Origin of the sequence: Enterobacter sp. P82 (assembly GCF_037053385.1) — a bacterium.
Taxonomy (GTDB): Bacteria; Pseudomonadota; Gammaproteobacteria; order Enterobacterales; family Enterobacteriaceae; genus Enterobacter.
Map to the genome: position 1 here is coordinate 1 of NZ_JBALHX010000009.1, position 18319 is coordinate 18319.

Consider the following 18319-nt stretch of genomic DNA (forward strand, 5'->3'; position numbering starts at 1 on the left):
GCCATTCAGACGGGGCGCTCAGCGCTTCGCGTCCGTGGAAGTTCAGCACATCCGGTTTGACCCGGCTGTCGTTTATCTCCAGCGTGTAGCGGGTCTGTCCGTCGAACAGCGCCAGCCAGTTATCCATAACATAACCCTACAAAAATAATGTTAATCGGTTATATTGACACGTACTGGCTAAGAGTTATACAACTGAAAAATGGATAAATTCTGAAAAAAAACAGCCCTGAAGAGTGACCTCTACAGGGCTGTTTTTATTGTTCTCGTTTACTTAAGCTGCTTTCAATTTCTGCTTCTGCACACGATTCTCACGGCGGATCTTACGCTCTTCCAGCACCGCGACCATCGCCATCAGGACGATACAGCCGATCGCTGCGGCATCCAGCGCGGCGAAGGTGCCAGCCCAGCCGGTGAGGCCGAAAATTGGCGTGCCGTCGGCGATCATCCCCAGACCGAGCTTGGCGAAGCTGTCGCCAATCAGGTACGCGAAGGTGCCCTTAATCCCATCGGCAGCGCCGATCGCTTTTTTAGGTACGAAACCAACGGCGGCCACGCCGATCAACAGCTGTGGACCAAACACCAGGAAGCCGAGCGCAAACAGTGACGCCAGGTATACATACTGGTTGCTGGCATGCTGGTAAACGCCCAAGGTGGCGATAATCAGCGCCAACGCGATGCAAGCCACCAGCGCACGACGGCCATTGGCGAGATCCGAGAGCCAGCCCCACAGCAGCGTGCCGACCAGCGCGCCCACTTCGAACAGGGTAAAGCCCTGAATCGCGACTTCTTTAGAGAGCTTCAGCTCCTGGAAGGCATACACGGTTGACCACTGGTCGATACCGATACGCACCACGTACAGGAAGATGTTGGAGAAGCAGAGCAGCCAGATCACTTTGTTTTTCAGCACGTACTCAACAAAGATCTGCCACTTGGTCATCTCGTTTTCTTCGGTTTCTTTGTCCTCTTCGCTGATCTCCTCGCCAAACAGCTCTTCAGCTTTGCCGAGGCCATAAGATTCCGGGGAATCACTACCGAAGCGCAGACCGATAAAACCGACGATCAGGGCGATAATAGACGGGAAGATAAACATGCCGATCACATGGCCGTCGAACAGATAGTTGGCACCGAACAGCGCCACACCTGCCGCACCCGCACCACCGAGGTTGTGGGAGATATTCCACATGCCAAGATACGAACCACGCTTGCGGCGCGGCGTCCATTTGGTGATGGTGGAATAGCTGCACGACCCGCCGGTACTCTGGAAGAAACCGCTCAGGGCGTAGAAGGCGATCATCAGGAACAGGCTAACCGAACCTGCGCCCATGCTGGCGCTAAAGCCGAGCATACAGATGGCGGAGAGGATCAGCATAAACGGCAGGAACTGCTTGGTGTTTTTGCCGTCAGCGTAATAGGAAACCAGCGTTTTACCCACGCCGTAGGTGATGGAGAAGCCCAGGCCAATCATCCCCAGCTGCGTCATGCTCAGCCCGTAGGTGGAGATCATGTCGTTCTGCGCGATGTTAAAGTTTTTGCGGATGAGGTACATGGTCAGGTAGCCGATAAAGACTACCAGATAGGACTGCATGAACGGTTTGAACCACATTTTGCGCCGCACGTCGAGCGGCAGATCCAGGGTCGGCTTGCGCACCTGGTTTAAGAAGGCCAGCATGGTTGGTTTACTCCTGAGCTGATTTTTACCGCATTGTAAAAATCAGCCGGGAGAGATGCCTGAGACAGCGTCCAGGTGAAACCGGGAATATTTCCTAGTTTTGCCCCATTCAGGACGAAAAGGTGAGGCGTATCACGCTTCGCGCGGTACCTGGGCGTGCAAAAACGGCAACAGCAGCAGAGCAGAAACCCCCGCCGCGATGGCGATCACCGCGAAGAAACCGCTCCAGTGCCAGATGTCGATGACCCGCGCCAGCGGCCAGCCGGAGAGCGATGCGCCAAGGTAGGCAAAGAGCCCGACAAAGCCCGTCGCCGCACCGGCCGCCTCTTTGTGCGAGCACTCCGCCGCCGCCATGCCGATCAGCATTTGCGGGCCAAACACAAAGAAACCGGTGGTGAAGAAGCACGCCGCCTGCATCACGTAGCTGGCAAACGGCATCAGCCACAGTGAGCCTACCGAGAGCAAAATCCCGGCAGCAAAAATGAGATTCATCGGGCCACGGTTGCCGTTGAACAGCTTGTCCGATCCCCAGCCTGCCACCAGCGCGCCGATAAACCCGCCAAGTTCAAACATGGTCACCGCCGAGTTGGCCGTCACCAGATCCACGCCGAGCGTCTCGGACATGTACAAATTACCCCAGTCGTTGATCGCCGCGCGCACCACGTAGACCAGCACGTAACAGAGCGATAGCAGCCAGATGTAGGGGTTCTTCAGCACGTATTTGGTGAGGATTTCTTTGCGGGTTAACCCTGCCCCTTCCTGCTGCTGGGCAATCTCCATTTCATCATGACGCCAGTCACCCACCGCGGGAAGTCCTACGGTCTGCGGCCTGTCGCGCAAACGCCAGCAGAGGAACAACCCGGCGATAATCGCTAACCCGCCCGCAATCATCATGCCTGCACGCCAGCCGTAATGCAGCGCCGCTGCGCCGACGACGATGGGGATCAGCGCACCACCCACGTTATGCGCGGTGTTCCAGACTGCCCACCAGCCGCCACGCTCGTTGCGCGAGTACCAGGTAGTGAGCAGACGGGCACAAACCGGGGCTCCCCAGCCCTGGAAAAAGGCGTTCAGCGCCCACAGCAGCGCAAAGGCCCACAGTGATGTGGAAAAACCAAACAGGATATTCACCACTCCCGTGGCAATCAGCCCGAAGCCCATAAAATAGCGGGCGTTGGAACGGTCGCTGACGATACCCGAGAAGAACTTCGACAGGCCATAGGTGATGTAAAACAGCGTCGCCAGCAGGCCGATATCGGTGCGGGCCATCACGCCGCTAGCGAGGATCTCCGGTGCGGCGGCGTTGAAGCTTTTGCGGGTGAAGTAGAACAGCGCATAGCCGAGCCAGATGGTGATCAGAATATGGCGACGCCAGTAACGATAGCGGGCGTCAATTTCATTTTTATCGCCGATCGGGGTGGCATTAGCAGGGGCTTTAAACATGGTAACTCCTCAGCGGCAAACTGACGCTGACGCGCGTTCCGTGGGTACAGGAGATATTCAGCGTGCCGCCCAGCGCCTTCACGCGCTCGCGCATCCCCGCCAGACCAAATCCCTGCTGGCCGGAGCCCGGCGGCAGGCCGCAGCCGTCATCTTCAATTACCAGCATCAGACGCTCGTCCTGCTGCCAGGCCTGCAACGTTACCGCACTGGCATTGGCGTGCTTCACAATATTATTCAGCCCTTCCTGACACACCCGAAACAGCGTCACACGCTGGCCTTCACTCAGCAGCGACTCTTCAATCCGCCAGTCGAGATGGCTGACAATCCCGCGACTTTCCAGCTCCATTTCACGCATGAGCGATCGTACCGCCTGCTCCAGAGATAAATCATCCAGCTGGCGTGGACGTAACCTTCCGAGCAAACGCCTTACCGAGTCATACACACCTAGCGAGAGCTGTTCGATATGCGCCCCACCCTGCTTCACGCCGGCGTTTTCCGCCGCCAGACGCTGAACGATGCCCGCCTGGGTGCGGATGGCGGTGATGGTCTGGCCGATGTCGTCATGCAGTTCGCGCGCCACCTCCTGCCGTACGCTCTCTTCTGTTTCCAGCAGGCGTTCGGCCAGACGACGGTTGCGCGCCAGCTCGGTTTGCAAAGACTGGTTCAGTTCACGCAGCCGTTGAATGCCCGCCCCGAGCAGCAGCCCGGTCAGGCTCTGGGCCAGCAGCGAGAGCAGTAAGTCTACCGGATGATCGTGCCAGGTCTGGCTGGCAATCAGCGCAATGGCGTTCATCAGGGTGGCGATAAGCGCGCCCTGCCAGCCATAGTGCCAGGCAAGCGCAATAATCGGCAGGGCCAGGCAAAACGGCGTAAAGCGCGAGAGCTCAGCGGGCAGACCAAGCTGCAGCCACAGGCTTACCACAAACAGCAGCAGATACCAGATGAGGTGCCGTGCGCGCCAGTTCACCGGCTGAGAAACCAGCGCCGGGCCGAGTGGCTGCCAGACGGTGCTGGTCAGGTAATGCCAGATCACCAGGCAAGTTGGCGCGAGCGTCAGGCCGCCGGTAAGGGTCAGTAGCAGAGCGTTGAGCATCTCTTTTTCGCCCACCCAGGGCAGAGACTGAAGCAGCGCGGCGGCAATCAGCGCCGCCCCCTGACGCAGCAGCGTGCGCCAGTCGCGCTGGTGACGGTATCGGGAAATCAGCGCAACAGGGAGAAGCGTGAGCAGACTTCCGGTCATCAATAAGGGCAGATGCGCGAGGGCGACTTCCTGCGCCAGCCAGACCAGCATCAGCCACTCTGCGCCCAGCAAAACGGGCCAGTAGCCACGCGGGCACTGCAGCATTAACCCCAGACGCAGGCCGAACGGGAACAGCAGTACTGCCAGTTCCGGGCGCTCCACCAGATGCAGGCTGATGCTCCACAGGCAAAACCAGGCTGCAGAGAAGATAAAAAAGCTGGCGACGACGGCGATCAGCCGCGAAAGCACGGGACTCATTGCCAGCTATCAAACATGCGGCGCGCCAGCTCGACATCGTTACTGACGTTGAGTTTTTCCATCAGATTGGCGCGGTGAACGTGCACGGTTTTTGGCGACAGATCCAGCTCAGCGGCAATCTCTTTCACCGACATCCCCTGAGCGAGCTTCTCCGCCACCTGCCGCTCGCGTTTGGTCAGCGGATCTTGTCGCCCGGCGGCTAGCTTGATGGCGATATCCGGTGTCAGATAGCAGCCGCCGGTAGAGACGGTACGCACGGCGGCGATCAGTTCGTCCGGGCTACAGCGTTTAGAGAGAAACCCACGTGCGCCCGCGTTAAGCGCCTGCTCCACCAGCGCCGGGCTGTCATGGACCGAAAGCATAATGATCGCCATTCCCTTCGGTAACTGAGTCAGCAGTTCCAGCCCGGAGAGATCAGGCATTGAGATGTCACAAATACAGACCTGCACCCCACGTCCGGGCAAACCGGCCAGCGCCTCGCGCCCGGAGCCGAACTCTGCGACGACCTCAAAATCAGGTTCAAGGTTCAAAAGCTGAGCAAATCCGGAGCGGACGATAAGGTGGTCGTCGATAAGAGCGATGGTCGTCATGGCGCGTTCCTGGCGAGCAGATAAAAAAACGCGCTTACCTTAACGATAAGCGCGTGGGTGTTCAAGCAATGAGCGATTTATTCGAAGAACACCGCAATTTTGTTAAACATGGTGGGATCGGACTGGTTGCGCGCCACTCTGGTGACATCTTCCAGCTTATCGATCTGCGCCATCATCTGCTCCAGACGCTGATCGTCGTTGACCAGTAGCCAGATGCGGCTGTGCTCGCTGCCCTGAATCGGCAGACAGAGAATGCCTTCGACGTTAAATGCACGGCGGGCGAATAGCCCACAGACGTGCGTCATGACGCCAGGGTGGTTGCGGACGGTGAGTTCCAGAATGACGTTATCATGTTGTTTCTGCATGGCTTATTCCCCCACCATCTCAGTATTTGCCGCACCCGGCGGCACCATCGGATACACTTTTTGTTCAGGGTCGATACGCACGTGGATCAGCGCCGGGCCTGGCCGTGAAATCGCCGCTTGCAGCGCCGCGTGGGCATCCTCTTCAGCGTTCAAATCGCAGGTATGCAGGCCAAAGCCGGCGGCAATCTGCATAAAGTTGATCATACCGGGATAGGTCGCGGCAAACACGCCCTGCTTATAGAACAGGCTCTGCTGCTGATGCACCAGCCCCAGCGCTTCGTTGTTCATCAGGATGATTTTGACGTCTAACTGGTTTTCGGCCGCGGTCGCCATTTCCTGAATGTTCATCATCAGGCTACCGTCACCGGAGAAACAGATAACCTTGCGGTCCGGATTCGCCAGCGCCGCACCCACAGCGGCAGGCAGACCAAAGCCCATGGTACCCAGGCCGCCGGAAGTCAGCCACTGACGCGGACGGTTCAGCGGATAAGCCTGCGCGGTCCACATCTGATGCTGGCCTACGTCGGTGGTGATGATCGCGCTGTCGTCCACGCAGGCGGCAACGGCGTTAATCAGTCCGTAGTGGCTGAGTGGGTCGCCTTCCGTCGGGATGGCACCCGGGAACTCTTTTTGCAGGTCGGCTACCAGCTGACGCCACTCTTCACGCCCGGTCGCTTCTGTCTGCGGGATCAGCTGCGCCAGTACCTCGGCAACGTCACCCTGAATCGCGACGTGCGGCTGTTTAATTTTCCCCAGCTCGGCGCGATCGATATCCACATGAATGATTTTGGCATTCGGACAGAACTGCTCGGTTTTACCAATCGCCCGGTCATCAAAACGTGCGCCGAGAACAATCAGCAAATCAGCCTCTTGCAGAATGTAGTTGGTGCTGCGCGCACCGTGCATCCCCAGCATCCCCAGTGACAGCGGGTGCGCTTTCGGCAGCATGCCAAGCGCCATCAGCGTCATGGTGGTGGGCAGGTTGGCTTTCTCTGCCAGCTCACGCACCGCGTCAGAGGCATTAATCGCCCCGCCGCCCAGATAGAGCACCGGGCGTTTGGCGGCGTTAATCATGGCTGCGGCGTCACGTACGCTTTCAGCGCTGAATTCCGGGGCAGGGGCACGGCCGCCCGGCTCAGGCAGTACGTCGATCTCGATCTCTGCGGTCTGGACATCCTTAGGAATGTCTATCCACACCGGGCCCGGACGGCCGGACTGCGCAATGCGGAACGCATCGCTGATAACCTGAGGAAGCTCGGCGATATCGCGAACTAAATAGTTATGTTTGGTGATGGGGATAGAGATGCCGTAGGTATCCACTTCCTGGAACGCATCAGTACCAATCATTGAGGATGGTACCTGGCCGGTAATGCAGATCAGCGGAATGGAGTCGAGACGTGCATCGGCAATGGCGGTCACCAGGTTGGTCGCCCCCGGACCGCTACAGGCCATACAAACCGCCGGTTTACCCTGCGTACGTGCCATGCCCTGGGCGATAAAACCAGCCCCCTGCTCGTGGCGCGCCAGGACGTGGCGGATCTGCGTGCTTTGGCTTAACGCATCGTACAGCGGCAGCACCGTCCCGCCAGGAATACCCGCAACCGTGGTGATGCCCTGTCGTTCCAGTAAATGAACGATTAACTGCGCGCCAGTAAAACGCGTCTTGGTGGATGTTGTGCCCGAACTTGCCATGCTCCAGTCCTTTTCTTCTGGGCCGACTTTCCGGGGAGGCTCTTAAACGAAAAACCCCGCCCGGTTTGCGCCGGCGGGGTTTTGGATTCGTGTGTTGATCCAGTCCCTACGGCGCATTGCCGACGACCACCACCACACGCACGACGACCACTGCGGCTGGTTGCGCAGTTTTTAGTAGGGTCGAAGTGAAGATGGATGAAGTCATTGGGGACCTGTGTTTGGAATCATTGATGGAATTTATACAAACACAGGTTTTCTGGCGTGACAATGGAAATATTTTCATCTGCGCAAAAATGCGTCAGGGATCACGTTTCGTTTATTGGATGATAGCACTCAAAAAGCCGGTTTTAACTCACTCAATAAACAGAGCTGGTGATACCCCAAATCTGGCCGCCAGCTTTTTAATATGGTTCAGAGTAAGCTGTCTTTGACCATTCAGAACCCGTGAAACCATTGATTTACTGCCAATTTCATCCTGAAAATCCGATATCGTCAGTTTGTATTGATCCATTAAGGTTCTTAAAACCGCAATACCGACAGGAACAGACTCCATCTCCTTGCGTAATGCGACTATCTCAGGCCGATTGGCTTCGTAACGGCTAATCCTGGCGCACACAATATCCAACAAGGGGCTATCGGGCTCGTTCATGAGCAGATACTCAACCAGCTCAAGCGCATCTTTATAATCTTTCTCGCTCGGATGTTCACCCAGTAAAGGAACTGCCGTAACAAGGGCATGCGTAGCTTTCATTGCATCAGCGACGATCATCATTTCTTCCCCTTAGTGCGATGTTTCTCCGTAAAACGGTCATATTCCTTATGAGTAAAAACATGGCGCACATAAAACTTTTGGCTTTCAAAGAAAATGAGAGCCACTACTCTGAGATTGTTGTTTGCAATATCAATAACATAATGCTTATCCAGATACTTAAAGTTATCCAGCGTCGGAAACAGTTTTTTCAGCGCAGCAGGCGTCGGACAATGGCTCTTTTCGATGGTGCGGCCCAAAAAGAGAAGTTCTTCTTTGTGCTGCGGAAACTGAGTTACCGCATCCAAAATAGCTTTCATAGAGATTAAATGCATACTGCATGCCTGCCGCGTCCGTTGCCATTATGGCAATGATGACATTCATTGCCAATAAGTCAACAGGCATTTTTGGTGCGTAGCCCAGAAAACAAAAAACCCCGCCTAAGCGAGGTTTTTATCAGGGTTTTGCGGTTGGTCGCCGCAGAACACACTGTGTTACGTCAACGCAAAAAGTATACGCGATCGCAGGAGAACGCGCAATTCCGGCACGGATTTTGACGTTTTTGAGTATGGATCGTCTTCCAAATTTTGTCCATAAAATACTGTTCATGCATACAGTATTTATCTATACTGAGGGTGTTCGCAGTGCGCGAGGGGGCCGCTGTTCTACCGGCGCAACAAAGTCCTGGCTGAAACGGGTGGTGCCGTCAGTGCCTTAACCCCCGAAGTGAGCACACTGTGTTACGTCAATCCAGGTGCTGGCAACAGGCGGCGGAAAGGTACGCCAGCATCGTGCTCCTTTTGACCAAAAGGAGACGCGTATGAGCGTAGTGGATATGATGATACTTATCCTCAAACTCATTGTTGCTGTACTGCAACTGCTTGATGCTGTCCTGAAATACCTTCGGTGATTCAGGTTCAAGTCGCACCTGAGAGGGGCGGGCAACCGCCCCTCTTTAATAACGAGGGAATGCTATGTCGCGTCTGTTAATTGAGCCTGTCACACCGGATGAGCCGGGGTATATCGCCCTGAAGGCGGAAAGTATCGCACTGAATTTCAACATGCTGCGCAGGCTGGAAGAGAACTGGCAGCGTGGTGAAAACCGCTTTAACGCGCCGGGTGAAAAGCTACTGGGGGCGTTTCTCAACGGCAAACTGGTAGGCGTGTGCGGCCTCAACCGCGATCCCTTCAGCCAGCAGCCGCGTGCCGGGCGCATTCGCCACCTCTATGTCAGCGAGAAATGCCGTGGGCTGGGCATTGGCAAACAGCTTTTGACCGTGGTGATGGCCGATGCCAGCATCTGGTTTGATTTTCTCAATACCCACGCGCCTGACACCGCTTACGGGTTCTATCGCCGGGCGGGTTTTACGCTGGTCTCGGACGAACCACGGGTGACGCACCGCCTTTTTTGTGCGGTGTAACTGGCTGGCAGCATCAGGGTGTGAATGTTACAGTTGAGTGACAATTCATCAGCCGATACACCATGACCATCACCGTTTTCTGCATTTTGCTCTTCGCCGCACTGCTGCATGCCAGCTGGAACGCCATCGTCAAAGCCGGAACGGACAAGCTCTATTCCGCGATTAGCGTCAGCGGCTCCGCTGCGGTTATCGCTCTGATCTTACTGCCATTTTCCCCACAGCCTTCTGCAGAAAGCTGGCCGTTTTTGATTGTCTCTTGTGCCTTACAGGTGGTGTATACCGTACTGGTGGCGAAGACGTATCAGGTCTCAGACATGAGCCAGACCTATCCGTTGATGCGCGGGACAGCCCCGTTGCTGGTGGCGCTGATCAGCGTGCTGGTGCTCGGGGATAGCCTCTCATGGCTCGCATGGTCCGGCATCGGCGTGATCTGCCTGTCGATTCTGGCCATGGCGATGAATGGCCGTATGCGGTCGCGCAAAGGGATATGGCTGGCACTACTCAACGCATGTTTTATCGCCGGGTATACGCTGGTGGACGGCACGGGCGTACGTTTATCCGACACCGCACTGGGTTATACGCTCTGGACCTTCTTTATGAACGGCTTCTGTCTCCTGTGCTGGGCGATGGTCGCGCGACGACGCGAAGCCTCTCGTTACCTGGGTCTGCACTGGAAAAAAGGTCTGCTCGGCGGCGTCGGGACGATGGGATCGTATGGCCTGGCATTATGGGCGATGACTCAGGCTCCGCTTGCGGTTGTCGCCGCGCTACGTGAAACCTCAATTCTCTTCGGTGCGTTAATTGCTTTTGTGCTTTTGAAAGAGAAGGTTGCTGGTCTGCGCATCGCTGCTGCGCTGGGTATTGCCGGCGGGGCTATCCTGCTACGCCTGGCGTAATCCACTGGCAACATTAGTTGCCGATCTTGTTTACAAATCCTGCCTTTACCGGTTTTTTCATTCACCACGACAATGCTTAAATTGTCATCTCTCTGTGGTAGATTCTTCGCGCATTTATGGGAATGCGCAGTCACTTATTCTTCATTTTTCTCTTTTGGCAAAAGTATTCAGCGACATGAAAAAACAAAGGAACGTTAACTTATTGTTGATGCTGGTGTTACTGGTGGCCGTCGGTCAGATGGCACAAACCATCTACATTCCGGCGATTGCCGACATGGCAAAGGAACTTAACGTCCGTGAGGGCGCAGTACAAAGCGTGATGGCGGCCTACCTGCTGACCTATGGCGTTTCGCAGTTGTTCTATGGGCCGCTCTCCGACCGTATCGGCCGCCGCCCGGTGATTTTAGTCGGTATGTCTATTTTCATGGTCGCCACGGTGATCGCGATGACCACCCACAACCTGACCGTGTTGATTGCCGCCAGCGCCCTGCAGGGTGTCGGCACCGGCGTTGGCGGGGTGATGGCGCGTACCTTACCGCGGGATATGTATCAGGGCACTCAGCTTCGCCATGCCAACAGTTTGTTGAACATGGGGATTCTGGTCAGCCCGCTGCTGGCCCCGCTGATTGGTGGCCTGCTGGATACCATGTGGTCCTGGCGTGCCTGTTACGCTTTCCTGCTGGTGCTGTGCATGATCGTCACTTTTAGCATGGCGCGCTGGATGCCGGAAACGCGCCCGCAAGATGCACCGCGTACGAAGCTTATTGCCAGCTATAAAACACTGTTCGGCAACGGAGCGTTTACCTGTTACCTGCTGATGCTGATCGGTGGCCTGGCGGGTATTGCGGTGTTCGAAGCCTGCTCCGGTGTACTCCTGGGCGCAGGGCTTGGCCTGAGCAGCATGGTGGTCAGTATTCTGTTTATTCTGCCTATTCCTGCGGCATTCTTCGGTGCCTGGTTTGCCGGACGTCCCAACAAACGTTTCTCAACGTTAATGTGGCAATCGGTCATCAGCTGCCTGCTGGCAGGCGTAATGATGTGGATCCCGGGGCTGTTCGGCGTGATGACCGTCTGGACGTTGCTGATCCCGGCGGCACTGTTCTTCTTCGGTGCGGGGATGCTGTTCCCGCTCGCCACCAGCGGCGCGATGGAGCCGTTCCCGTTCCTGGCAGGCACTGCGGGGGCGCTGGTGGGCGGTTTGCAGAATATCGGTTCCGGTGCGCTGGCCTGGCTCTCCGCTATGATGCCGCAGACCGGTCAGGCTAGTTTGGGTTTGCTGATGACGCTGATGGGACTGCTGATTTTACTGTGCTGGCTGCCGCTGGCGTCGCGTGTCCCGCATCACGAGCAACCGGTTTAACCGCATGATGGCCCGGCTTTTCGCTGGGCTTTTCACAGACAGGGGCGATCATCGCCTGTAGCAGCGGTTCTGGTGCGGGTCGCCAGGCCCCCTCTTCTCCGTCGTAAAACTGGAAATCTGCGTTGATCGCATAGGGAATTTTCGCCTTTTGTAGCTCACAGGCCATAAAGGTAGCAAAGGCCATTTGCGAAGCGGTTGGGGTGAAGTGGCTTGATTCCCCAACACCCCAACCCCCGACCCAGCTAACGTGTCCGGTTTTTTGTTGCCAGTGCAGCGCGGTAGTGATGCGATTATGAATCGCGGCTTTCTCCGCCGCCGTCCCGGACGTCCACGGATATTTACCGCTATTTTTCAGCGGGCCCCACGGGAAAATGTGCCACTCCGCCAGAAGGTAGTTTTGGCTGTGCGCAGGGAGCTTCAGGCTGGATAAATCTTCCGGTGCGGCACGCAGGCGAGGAGCGATAAAAATCATGCGATTAGCATCAATTGCATGAATGTCTTTGATCGTCTTCTCATACACACGGTTGAGCGATGCCGTATTGTGATTGAGCTTGTCCGCAGGCTCGTAGATCAGGTCAAAACCCAGCAGTGGTGAGCTTTGGCCGAAATAGTGCGCGACAGCAATCCACCAGTTTACCACCTCTTTCTCGTTATCCGCTTTCGGGTCATTTTTATATTCATCAGCCTGATAAGAGATAATCGGGATCACACCGTATTGCTCGCAGGCTTCCACCAGCTTGCGCAGATGAATCAACCGCGCTTCCGTCGGCTCATCGGCTACTCGGATGCGCACGTGGGTAATGCCCTTTGCGCGAAAATCACGCACCACCAGCGGGTCAAACTCGCGGATCCCGCGCTCGGTACGCGCCCAGTCGACATCGAGACCCACACCCAGCAGCTGTGCATAGCGGGCAGCTGTCATCGGCGGCTCAGCAGCAATGGCCGAGCCGGAAGCGATCAGTAACGCAGAGGCAATAAAAGGCTTTAACACGGTTTACCCTGGATAAATCGAAAGCATTACCTGTATTTAGCACGCTTTTTCACATTTGGTGTAGAGCCAAAGCGTAATAATTCTTCAGCTTGCCAGTTCTCTAAGCCAGCCAATAAAGGCGTCTATTTTCGGCCACTGGCGACCGGAAAGCGTCGAGATATAGTAGTGCTGATGACATTTTAGGGTCTTTTCACCAAACGGGGCGATCAGCTCGCCCCGTTCGAGCCGTTTCTGCACCAGCCGCTTTCTGCCCATCGCGACGCCGACGTGGTTAATGGCCGCGATAATCGCTAAATCGGAACGATCGAAACCAATGCCCGACGATGGCGGCATATTCACCGCAAAGTGCTGCGCCCAGCTAAGCCACTCATCCGTACCGGAATCATTGCTCCAGGCCTGACGGTCGTGCAGCAGCGTGCAGTGGCTGAGGTTATCGGGGTTTTTCAGCAGTTCATGCTCGCGGGCATACTGCGGTGAGCAGACGGGCAAGATCTCTTCGTCCATCAGGAAGTGATGAGAAAGGTGGTTTGGCGGCGTATCGTCAAAATACAGCGCCAGATCGACACCCGTTCGCTGCATATTGACGTAATCATTGCCGGTCAGAATAGTGAGAGAAATAGACGGGTAGCGACGGGTAAAATCCCCCAGCATGGGGACCAGCCAGCACTGGGCAATCGACGGTCGGGAGTAGACCGTCAGCGTACCGGACAGCGCCTGGTTTTTGATATCCAGGATCTCCTGGTTCAGGGTGTCGAGTGAAGATTTGAGCGTCCAGTAAACGCGTTTTCCCTCTTGCGTCAGCTCCACTTTACGGTGCGAGCGGACAAACAGCTGAATGCCCAGCTCCTCTTCCAGCAGGTTGATGCGGTGACTCACCGCGCTGGGGCTGAGCGACAACTCTTCCGCAGCCAGCGCGAAGGACTCGTGCCGGGCAGCCACCTCAAAGGTGTACATTTTCGACAGCTGCCAGCCGTTTAACAGCCGGTTTCGGGCTTCATTCACATCGTTCATCACAATTCCCACGCCTTATTTTCATGTTCAGCATATCGTTCAAAGGTGAATTTATGTGAACCTAATACGAATTTAGTGCGCTTTTTAGAGTTTAGTCACTCAGTTGATCCAATCTGGCTCATCTGAAAGCCAATTTATATCGTTTGTCAGCCCAAGCCGTTTTTTCGTCCAATACCCGTAGATTACTTAAGGGTGAGGTGAGATATGGGATCTCAGGTCTGGGTTGTGGCGACACTGCTTGTCAGCATCGTGTTGATTGTTTTAACCATCGTAAAACTGAAGTTTCACCCGTTCCTCGCACTGCTGCTGGCGAGCTTTTTCGTCGGTGCAATGATGGGGATGAGCCCGCTGGATATGGTGAACGCCATTGAGAACGGGATTGGCGGTACGCTGGGCTTCCTGGCTGCGGTCATCGGCCTTGGCACTATTCTCGGTAAAATGATGGAAGTCTCCGGGGCGGCAGAGCGCATCGGGATCACACTGCAGCGCTGCCGCTGGCTGTCAGCTGACGTGATTATGGTGCTCGTGGGGATGATTTGCGGGATCACGCTGTTTGTGGAAGTGGGCGTGGTGCTGCTGATACCGCTGGCATTTTCCATTGCCAAAAAGACCCACACCTCACTGCTCAAACTTGCCATTCCGCTCTGTACCGCATTGATGGCGGTGCACTGCGTGGTGCCTCCCCATCCTGCGGCGCTGTTTGTCACCAATAAATTAGGCGCAGATGTCGGAACGGTTATCGTCTACGGTCTGCTGGTGGGCCTGATGGCCTCACTGGTCGGCGGCCCGCTGTTCCTGAAACTGCTCGGCAACCGTCTGCCGTTTAAACCGGTTCCGGCGGAATTTTCAGACCTGAAAGTTCGGGAGGAGCATACGCTGCCATCGCTGGGTGCGACGCTGTTCACGGTGCTGCTGCCGATTGCCCTGATGCTGGTGAAAACCATCGCTGAGTTAAATATGGCGAAAGACGGCACGCTGTATACGCTGCTGGAGTTTATCGGCAACCCGATCACTGCGATGTTTATCGCCGTGTTTGTCGCCTACTACCTGCTGGGGATCCGCCAGCATATGAGCATGGGCGCAATGCTGACCCATACTGAGCACGGCTTTGGCTCTATCGCGAACATTTTGCTGATTATCGGCGCAGGCGGGGCGTTTAACGCCATCCTGAAAACCAGCGGACTGGCGGATACGCTGGCGCATATTCTCTCGAACCTGCACATGCACCCTATCCTGCTCGCCTGGCTGGTGGCGCTGGTTCTGCATGCCGCCGTGGGTTCGGCTACGGTGGCGATGATGGGTGCCACCGCGATTGTTGCACCGATGCTGCCGCTCTATCCGAACGTCAGTCCGGAGATCATTACTATTGCCATCGGTTCCGGCGCAATTGGCTGCACGATCGTCACCGATTCCCTATTCTGGCTGGTGAAGCAGTACTGCGGCGCGACCCTGAATGAGACCTTCAAATACTATACGACGGCGACGTTTATCGCCTCGGTGCTTGCACTTGCCGGCACATTCCTGCTTTCTTTCATTATCTGAGCGCGAAGAGACGTATTATGGAAAACGCAACTATCACTACTTTAACCGCACAGTTTCCTCTGGTTGAGGATCTGATCGCCCTGAAAGAAACCACCTGGCTTAACCCGCGTACCACCACGCTGGCAGAAGGATTGCCTTACGTCGGGCTAACCAAAGTCGACGTGGACGACGCGCATGCCCGCCTCAACCGTTTCGCGCCGTATCTGGCGAAAGCATTCCCGGAAACGGCGGTGACCAATGGCATCATCGAATCTGAACTGATTGCCATTCCGGCGATGCAAAAACGGCTGGAGAAGGAATTTGCTACAAACATTCCTGGCACCCTGCTGCTGAAAAAAGACAGCCATCTGCCGATCTCTGGCTCTATCAAAGCGCGCGGCGGCATCTATGAAGTACTGACCCATGCCGAAAAACTGGCGCTGGAAGCCGGATTGCTGAGCATTGAAGACGACTACAGCATTCTGCTGGAGCCGCGCTTTAAGGACTTCTTCAGTCAGTACAGTATCGCCGTGGGGTCGACCGGCAACCTGGGGATGTCCATCGGCATTATGAGTGCTCGTATCGGCTTTAAGGTGACGGTGCATATGTCCGCCGACGCCCGCGAGTGGAAGAAAGCCAAACTGCGCAGCCACGGCGTGATCGTCGTGGAGTATGAGCAGGATTACGGCGTGGCGGTGGAACAGGGGCGCAAAGCGGCAGAAAGCGATCCGAACTGCTTCTTCATTGACGATGAAAACTCCCGCACCCTGTTCCTGGGCTATGCGGTGGCAGGTGAGCGCCTGAAGGCACAGTTTGCCGCCCAGGGGCGTGTAGTGGATGCAGAACATCCGCTGTATGTTTACCTGCCATGCGGCGTCGGCGGCGGTCCTGGCGGCGTGGCGTTTGGTCTTAAGCTGGCCTTTGGCGATAACGTGCACTGCTTCTTCGCAGAGCCAACGCACTCGCCGTGCATGCTGCTGGGCGTCTACACCGGCCTGCACGATGAAATCGCGGTGCAGGATCTGGGCATTGATAACGTGACGGCGGCGGACGGTCTGGCCGTAGGACGGGCGTCCGGCTTCGTGGGCCGCGCGATGGAACGCCTGCTTGACGGGTTCTATACGCTTTCCGATCAGAGCATGTACGACATGCTCGGCTGGCTGGCGCAGGAGGAAGGGATCCGCCTGGAACCGTCGGCGCTAGCGGGGATGGCCGGGCCGGTGCGCGTTGATGCCGGTGCGAACGTCACCCACCTGGTCTGGGCGACCGGCGGCGGAATGGTACCGGAAGACGAGATGGCGAAGTATTTAGCAAAAGGCCGTTAACATCGCCATCAGCTCAATCGGCGAGCGGTGATGCCTGATGAGATCACGCATCACCCGCATAGAGGGCGCAGTATGGCAAAAGAAGTCACGATAACCCACGCAGAGCACACTTTTACCGTTCAGGCGATGTTTAGGGCAGTCGCCGTTGCACAGGCGAAGCACCGGACATTGCCTGCATTCATCCGATAATGTGCGCTGCTTATACGTACCAAATTCGCGCGCGGCACTGCTGGCATTAAGCTTTGCCAGCGTCGTCTGATGAATATTTCCCAATCGATATTCGGGATAAACAAAGTGGTCACACTGGTAAAGATCGCCGTTCGCCTCCAGCGCAAACGCATGTCCGCAGCATTCGGCCAGAGAACACATCTGCGCGGGGTATCCACTCCAGACACCGAGCATTGAATCAAAGAGCTGCACATATACGCGACCCACATCTTCTCTTACCCAGATATCAAAAACGTTTTTGAGAAACGTTCCCCACTGCTCGCCGGTGACCGAGGCTGGGTTATCCTGCTCCACTAGCGGTATAAACTGCAAAAACGGCGTGCCGAGCGTGCGAAGATAGCGGTACATCTGCTCCGGTTGTTGGCTGTTTTCACGGCTAACCACCGTCAGAAGATTAAACGAAACCTGATGCTCACGCAGACGCGCAATCGCCGCAACAACCTTTTGGTGGGTGGGATTACCGCGACGGTTAACACGATAGATTTCATGCAGTTCAGCAGGTCCATCAATAGATATCCCCACCAGCCAACCATGCTCGCGGAAAAAGCGGCACCATACGTCGTTGAGTAATACGCCGTTGGTCTGAAAGGCGTTCTGGATACGTTTGCCCTGCCCGTAACGTTGTTGCAACGCTACCGCACGGCGAAAAAAATCAATGCCGCACAGCATGGGTTCTCCGCCCTGCCAGGCGAACTGAACATCGACACCCGGCTGAGCGGCGATTTGCTGGCGAATAAATGCCTCCAGCGTGGCGTCGTCCATGTGCGGTTGTTGGCGTTTATTGAGATAAAAACAGTAGCGGCAGTTCAGGTTACAGCGGGAACTGGCCGGCTTGGCCATCACATGACATCCTGTCATTACACCTCCTCAAGAAACAGCACAATTTGACTTAAGTGCGTCACAGCAAACAGCAATGAGAGGGAAAGCACGGCGAGGGCAATCAAAAATTTATCGCGCACAGCTTTCGGCTGAGCAAAATCACCTCTCTCTACGTCCATCAGGTTACGGTTGCGGGTATAGCGCCACAGAATAACCGCGACGAGCGCCAGCACGCCGAGCGAAATCCAGAACGGCAGTCCCGAACGGTGCCAGTTATGTTTGATGGCCAGCGCGATAAGCGCACCGTAGCCCAACAACGTACGCAGCCAGGCCAGAGAAGTGCGCTCGGGTTGTAGACCCGGATCGGCTTCGCGTCGGGCTTTGCGGCTATCCGGCATAGAGCACCAGGCCCATCACCACCACGGCGACCACCAGTAGAATGACGCTGATTATTAGTAGCCCACGGGTATACGGCAAATCCTCTTTTAGCCGCATCGCTTTTTCGTTACGCAACCAGCGAAGATAACCATAAATTGCCAGCACGCCCGCAAACAGGCACAGCAGAAGCGCCAGCACCTCGCGGATCAATGGCGTGGCGAAATCGGGCGCAAGCTGGTCAAGTCCTACGCCTGCGGCCAGAAAACCCAGCGCGGTGCGGATCCACGCCAGAAAGGTACGTTCATTAGCCAGCGAGAAGCGATAGTCTGGCGCTTCGCCAACGCGGGAAATCTTCATGGCGTCT

General features: G+C 56.1%; 20 protein-coding genes and 1 pseudogene. 6 read left to right on the forward strand and 15 right to left on the reverse strand.

All coding sequences use genetic code 11. The features are described from left to right. From WB237_RS21780 to WB237_RS21825, 10 genes and pseudogenes are all read right to left on the reverse strand, one after another. A pseudogene (locus tag WB237_RS21780) lies at positions 1–127 on the reverse strand (type VI secretion system Vgr family protein); the annotation flags it as partial. Positions 128–271: 144 nt separating this feature from the next. Beyond that, on the reverse strand, positions 272–1669 hold the full coding sequence (uhpT, locus tag WB237_RS21785) for a hexose-6-phosphate:phosphate antiporter (protein ID WP_336216353.1): 1398 nt from the start codon (positions 1667–1669) through the stop codon (positions 272–274). 132 nt (positions 1670–1801) lie between these two features. Further along, positions 1802–3112, reverse strand: coding sequence for an MFS transporter (locus WB237_RS21790; RefSeq protein ID WP_028017806.1), 1311 nt, complete (start codon positions 3110–3112; stop codon positions 1802–1804). After that, the gene (uhpB, locus tag WB237_RS21795) at positions 3105–4610 is read right to left on the reverse strand and encodes a signal transduction histidine-protein kinase/phosphatase UhpB (RefSeq protein ID WP_028017805.1); all 1506 of its coding nucleotides are present in this window, start codon (positions 4608–4610) and stop codon (positions 3105–3107) included. Before uhpB ends, WB237_RS21790 begins: the two co-directional genes overlap by 8 nt. Beyond that, entirely contained in the window at positions 4607–5200 is a 594-nt protein-coding gene (gene uhpA, locus WB237_RS21800) for a transcriptional regulator UhpA (RefSeq protein WP_114979020.1), read from the reverse strand. The genes uhpB and uhpA overlap by 4 nt, the downstream gene beginning before the upstream one ends. Positions 5201–5277: 77 nt before the next feature. Further along, positions 5278–5565 (reverse strand): acetolactate synthase small subunit, encoded by a 288-nt coding sequence (gene ilvN, locus WB237_RS21805; RefSeq protein ID WP_033144334.1) that lies wholly within the window; start codon positions 5563–5565, stop codon positions 5278–5280. A gap of 3 nt (positions 5566–5568) precedes the next feature. Further along, positions 5569–7257 carry an acetolactate synthase large subunit gene (gene ilvB, locus WB237_RS21810; protein WP_336216358.1) on the reverse strand — a complete coding sequence of 563 codons (1689 nt, stop codon included), beginning with the start codon at positions 7255–7257 and terminating at the stop codon, positions 5569–5571. A gap of 106 nt (positions 7258–7363) precedes the next feature. Further along, positions 7364–7462, reverse strand: coding sequence for an ilvB operon leader peptide IvbL (gene ivbL / locus WB237_RS21815; protein WP_057979964.1), 99 nt, complete (start codon positions 7460–7462; stop codon positions 7364–7366). A 147-nt stretch (positions 7463–7609) separates the two neighbouring features. After that, positions 7610–8026: a helix-turn-helix domain-containing protein gene (locus WB237_RS21820; RefSeq protein WP_336216486.1), complete on the reverse strand. Its 417-nt coding sequence runs from the start codon at positions 8024–8026 to the stop codon at positions 7610–7612. Further along, positions 8026–8340: a type II toxin-antitoxin system HigB family toxin gene (locus tag WB237_RS21825; RefSeq protein WP_032662028.1), complete on the reverse strand. Its 315-nt coding sequence runs from the start codon at positions 8338–8340 to the stop codon at positions 8026–8028. The genes WB237_RS21820 and WB237_RS21825 overlap by 1 nt, the downstream gene beginning before the upstream one ends. A 485-nt stretch (positions 8341–8825) precedes the next feature. Here WB237_RS21825 and tisB point away from each other — a divergent pair, with 485 nt between their 5' ends. From tisB to emrD, 4 genes are all read left to right on the forward strand, one after another. Beyond that, positions 8826–8915, forward strand: a complete 90-nt coding sequence (gene tisB, locus WB237_RS21830; protein WP_336216362.1) for a type I toxin-antitoxin system toxin TisB — start codon at positions 8826–8828, stop codon at positions 8913–8915. A gap of 64 nt (positions 8916–8979) precedes the next feature. Beyond that, on the forward strand, positions 8980–9426 hold the full coding sequence (locus tag WB237_RS21835; RefSeq protein WP_014881927.1) for a GNAT family N-acetyltransferase: 447 nt from the start codon (positions 8980–8982) through the stop codon (positions 9424–9426). 62 nt (positions 9427–9488) lie between these two features. Continuing rightward, positions 9489–10322 (forward strand): EamA family transporter, encoded by an 834-nt coding sequence (locus WB237_RS21840; protein ID WP_336216368.1) that lies wholly within the window; start codon positions 9489–9491, stop codon positions 10320–10322. A gap of 175 nt (positions 10323–10497) precedes the next feature. Further along, positions 10498–11682: a multidrug efflux MFS transporter EmrD gene (gene emrD, locus WB237_RS21845; protein WP_114979059.1), complete on the forward strand. Its 1185-nt coding sequence runs from the start codon at positions 10498–10500 to the stop codon at positions 11680–11682. On the opposite strand, the gene WB237_RS21850 is transcribed toward emrD, so the two are convergent. Then, positions 11585–12673 carry a cellulase family glycosylhydrolase gene (locus WB237_RS21850; RefSeq protein ID WP_336216371.1) on the reverse strand — a complete coding sequence of 363 codons (1089 nt, stop codon included), beginning with the start codon at positions 12671–12673 and terminating at the stop codon, positions 11585–11587. The genes emrD and WB237_RS21850 overlap by 98 nt on opposite strands. Before the next feature lie 84 nt (positions 12674–12757). Continuing rightward, positions 12758–13684, reverse strand: coding sequence for a DNA-binding transcriptional regulator DsdC (dsdC, locus tag WB237_RS21855; protein ID WP_336216373.1), 927 nt, complete (start codon positions 13682–13684; stop codon positions 12758–12760). 204 nt (positions 13685–13888) lie between these two features. Between dsdC and dsdX the strand changes: the two genes are divergently transcribed. Both dsdX and dsdA read left to right on the forward strand, forming a co-directional pair. Beyond that, entirely contained in the window at positions 13889–15226 is a 1338-nt protein-coding gene (dsdX, locus tag WB237_RS21860) for a D-serine transporter DsdX (RefSeq protein ID WP_336216375.1), read from the forward strand. Positions 15227–15243: 17 nt separating this feature from the next. After that, on the forward strand, positions 15244–16530 hold the full coding sequence (gene dsdA, locus WB237_RS21865; RefSeq protein WP_336216379.1) for a D-serine ammonia-lyase: 1287 nt from the start codon (positions 15244–15246) through the stop codon (positions 16528–16530). On the opposite strand, the gene WB237_RS21870 is transcribed toward dsdA, so the two are convergent. The 3 genes from WB237_RS21870 to WB237_RS21880 are packed head-to-tail and all read right to left on the reverse strand — an operon-like array spanning position 16513 to position 18312. After that, on the reverse strand, positions 16513–17616 hold the full coding sequence (locus WB237_RS21870; RefSeq protein ID WP_336216381.1) for an anaerobic sulfatase maturase: 1104 nt from the start codon (positions 17614–17616) through the stop codon (positions 16513–16515). The genes dsdA and WB237_RS21870 overlap by 18 nt on opposite strands. Continuing rightward, positions 17616–17975: a DUF202 domain-containing protein gene (locus WB237_RS21875; RefSeq protein ID WP_061096700.1), complete on the reverse strand. Its 360-nt coding sequence runs from the start codon at positions 17973–17975 to the stop codon at positions 17616–17618. Before WB237_RS21875 ends, WB237_RS21870 begins: the two co-directional genes overlap by 1 nt. After that, entirely contained in the window at positions 17965–18312 is a 348-nt protein-coding gene (locus tag WB237_RS21880; RefSeq protein WP_061096701.1) for a YidH family protein, read from the reverse strand. The genes WB237_RS21875 and WB237_RS21880 overlap by 11 nt, the downstream gene beginning before the upstream one ends. Between the last annotated feature and the right edge of the window lie 7 nt (positions 18313–18319).

Bases quoted from the DNA above. Each gene is read 5' to 3' on its own strand.
- dsdX (WP_336216375.1), top strand. From the start codon at position 13,889: ATGGGATCTCAGGTCTGGGTTGTGGCGACACTGCTTGTCAGCATCGTG.
- WB237_RS21880 (WP_061096701.1), bottom strand. From the start codon at position 18,312: ATGAAGATTTCCCGCGTTGGCGAAGCGCCAGACTATCGCTTCTCGCTG.
- uhpB (WP_028017805.1), bottom strand. From the start codon at position 4,610: ATGAGTCCCGTGCTTTCGCGGCTGATCGCCGTCGTCGCCAGCTTTTTT.
- dsdC (WP_336216373.1), bottom strand. From the start codon at position 13,684: ATGAACGATGTGAATGAAGCCCGAAACCGGCTGTTAAACGGCTGGCAG.
- WB237_RS21835 (WP_014881927.1), top strand. From the start codon at position 8,980: ATGTCGCGTCTGTTAATTGAGCCTGTCACACCGGATGAGCCGGGGTAT.
- WB237_RS21875 (WP_061096700.1), bottom strand. From the start codon at position 17,975: ATGCCGGATAGCCGCAAAGCCCGACGCGAAGCCGATCCGGGTCTACAA.
- WB237_RS21790 (WP_028017806.1), bottom strand. From the start codon at position 3,112: ATGTTTAAAGCCCCTGCTAATGCCACCCCGATCGGCGATAAAAATGAA.
- ivbL (WP_057979964.1), bottom strand. From the start codon at position 7,462: ATGACTTCATCCATCTTCACTTCGACCCTACTAAAAACTGCGCAACCA.
- WB237_RS21840 (WP_336216368.1), top strand. From the start codon at position 9,489: ATGACCATCACCGTTTTCTGCATTTTGCTCTTCGCCGCACTGCTGCAT.
- WB237_RS21820 (WP_336216486.1), bottom strand. From the start codon at position 8,026: ATGATCGTCGCTGATGCAATGAAAGCTACGCATGCCCTTGTTACGGCA.
- dsdA (WP_336216379.1), top strand. From the start codon at position 15,244: ATGGAAAACGCAACTATCACTACTTTAACCGCACAGTTTCCTCTGGTT.
- ilvN (WP_033144334.1), bottom strand. From the start codon at position 5,565: ATGCAGAAACAACATGATAACGTCATTCTGGAACTCACCGTCCGCAAC.
- ilvB (WP_336216358.1), bottom strand. From the start codon at position 7,257: ATGGCAAGTTCGGGCACAACATCCACCAAGACGCGTTTTACTGGCGCG.
- WB237_RS21825 (WP_032662028.1), bottom strand. From the start codon at position 8,340: ATGCATTTAATCTCTATGAAAGCTATTTTGGATGCGGTAACTCAGTTT.
- uhpT (WP_336216353.1), bottom strand. From the start codon at position 1,669: ATGCTGGCCTTCTTAAACCAGGTGCGCAAGCCGACCCTGGATCTGCCG.
- tisB (WP_336216362.1), top strand. From the start codon at position 8,826: ATGAGCGTAGTGGATATGATGATACTTATCCTCAAACTCATTGTTGCT.
- WB237_RS21870 (WP_336216381.1), bottom strand. From the start codon at position 17,616: ATGACAGGATGTCATGTGATGGCCAAGCCGGCCAGTTCCCGCTGTAAC.
- uhpA (WP_114979020.1), bottom strand. From the start codon at position 5,200: ATGACGACCATCGCTCTTATCGACGACCACCTTATCGTCCGCTCCGGA.
- emrD (WP_114979059.1), top strand. From the start codon at position 10,498: ATGAAAAAACAAAGGAACGTTAACTTATTGTTGATGCTGGTGTTACTG.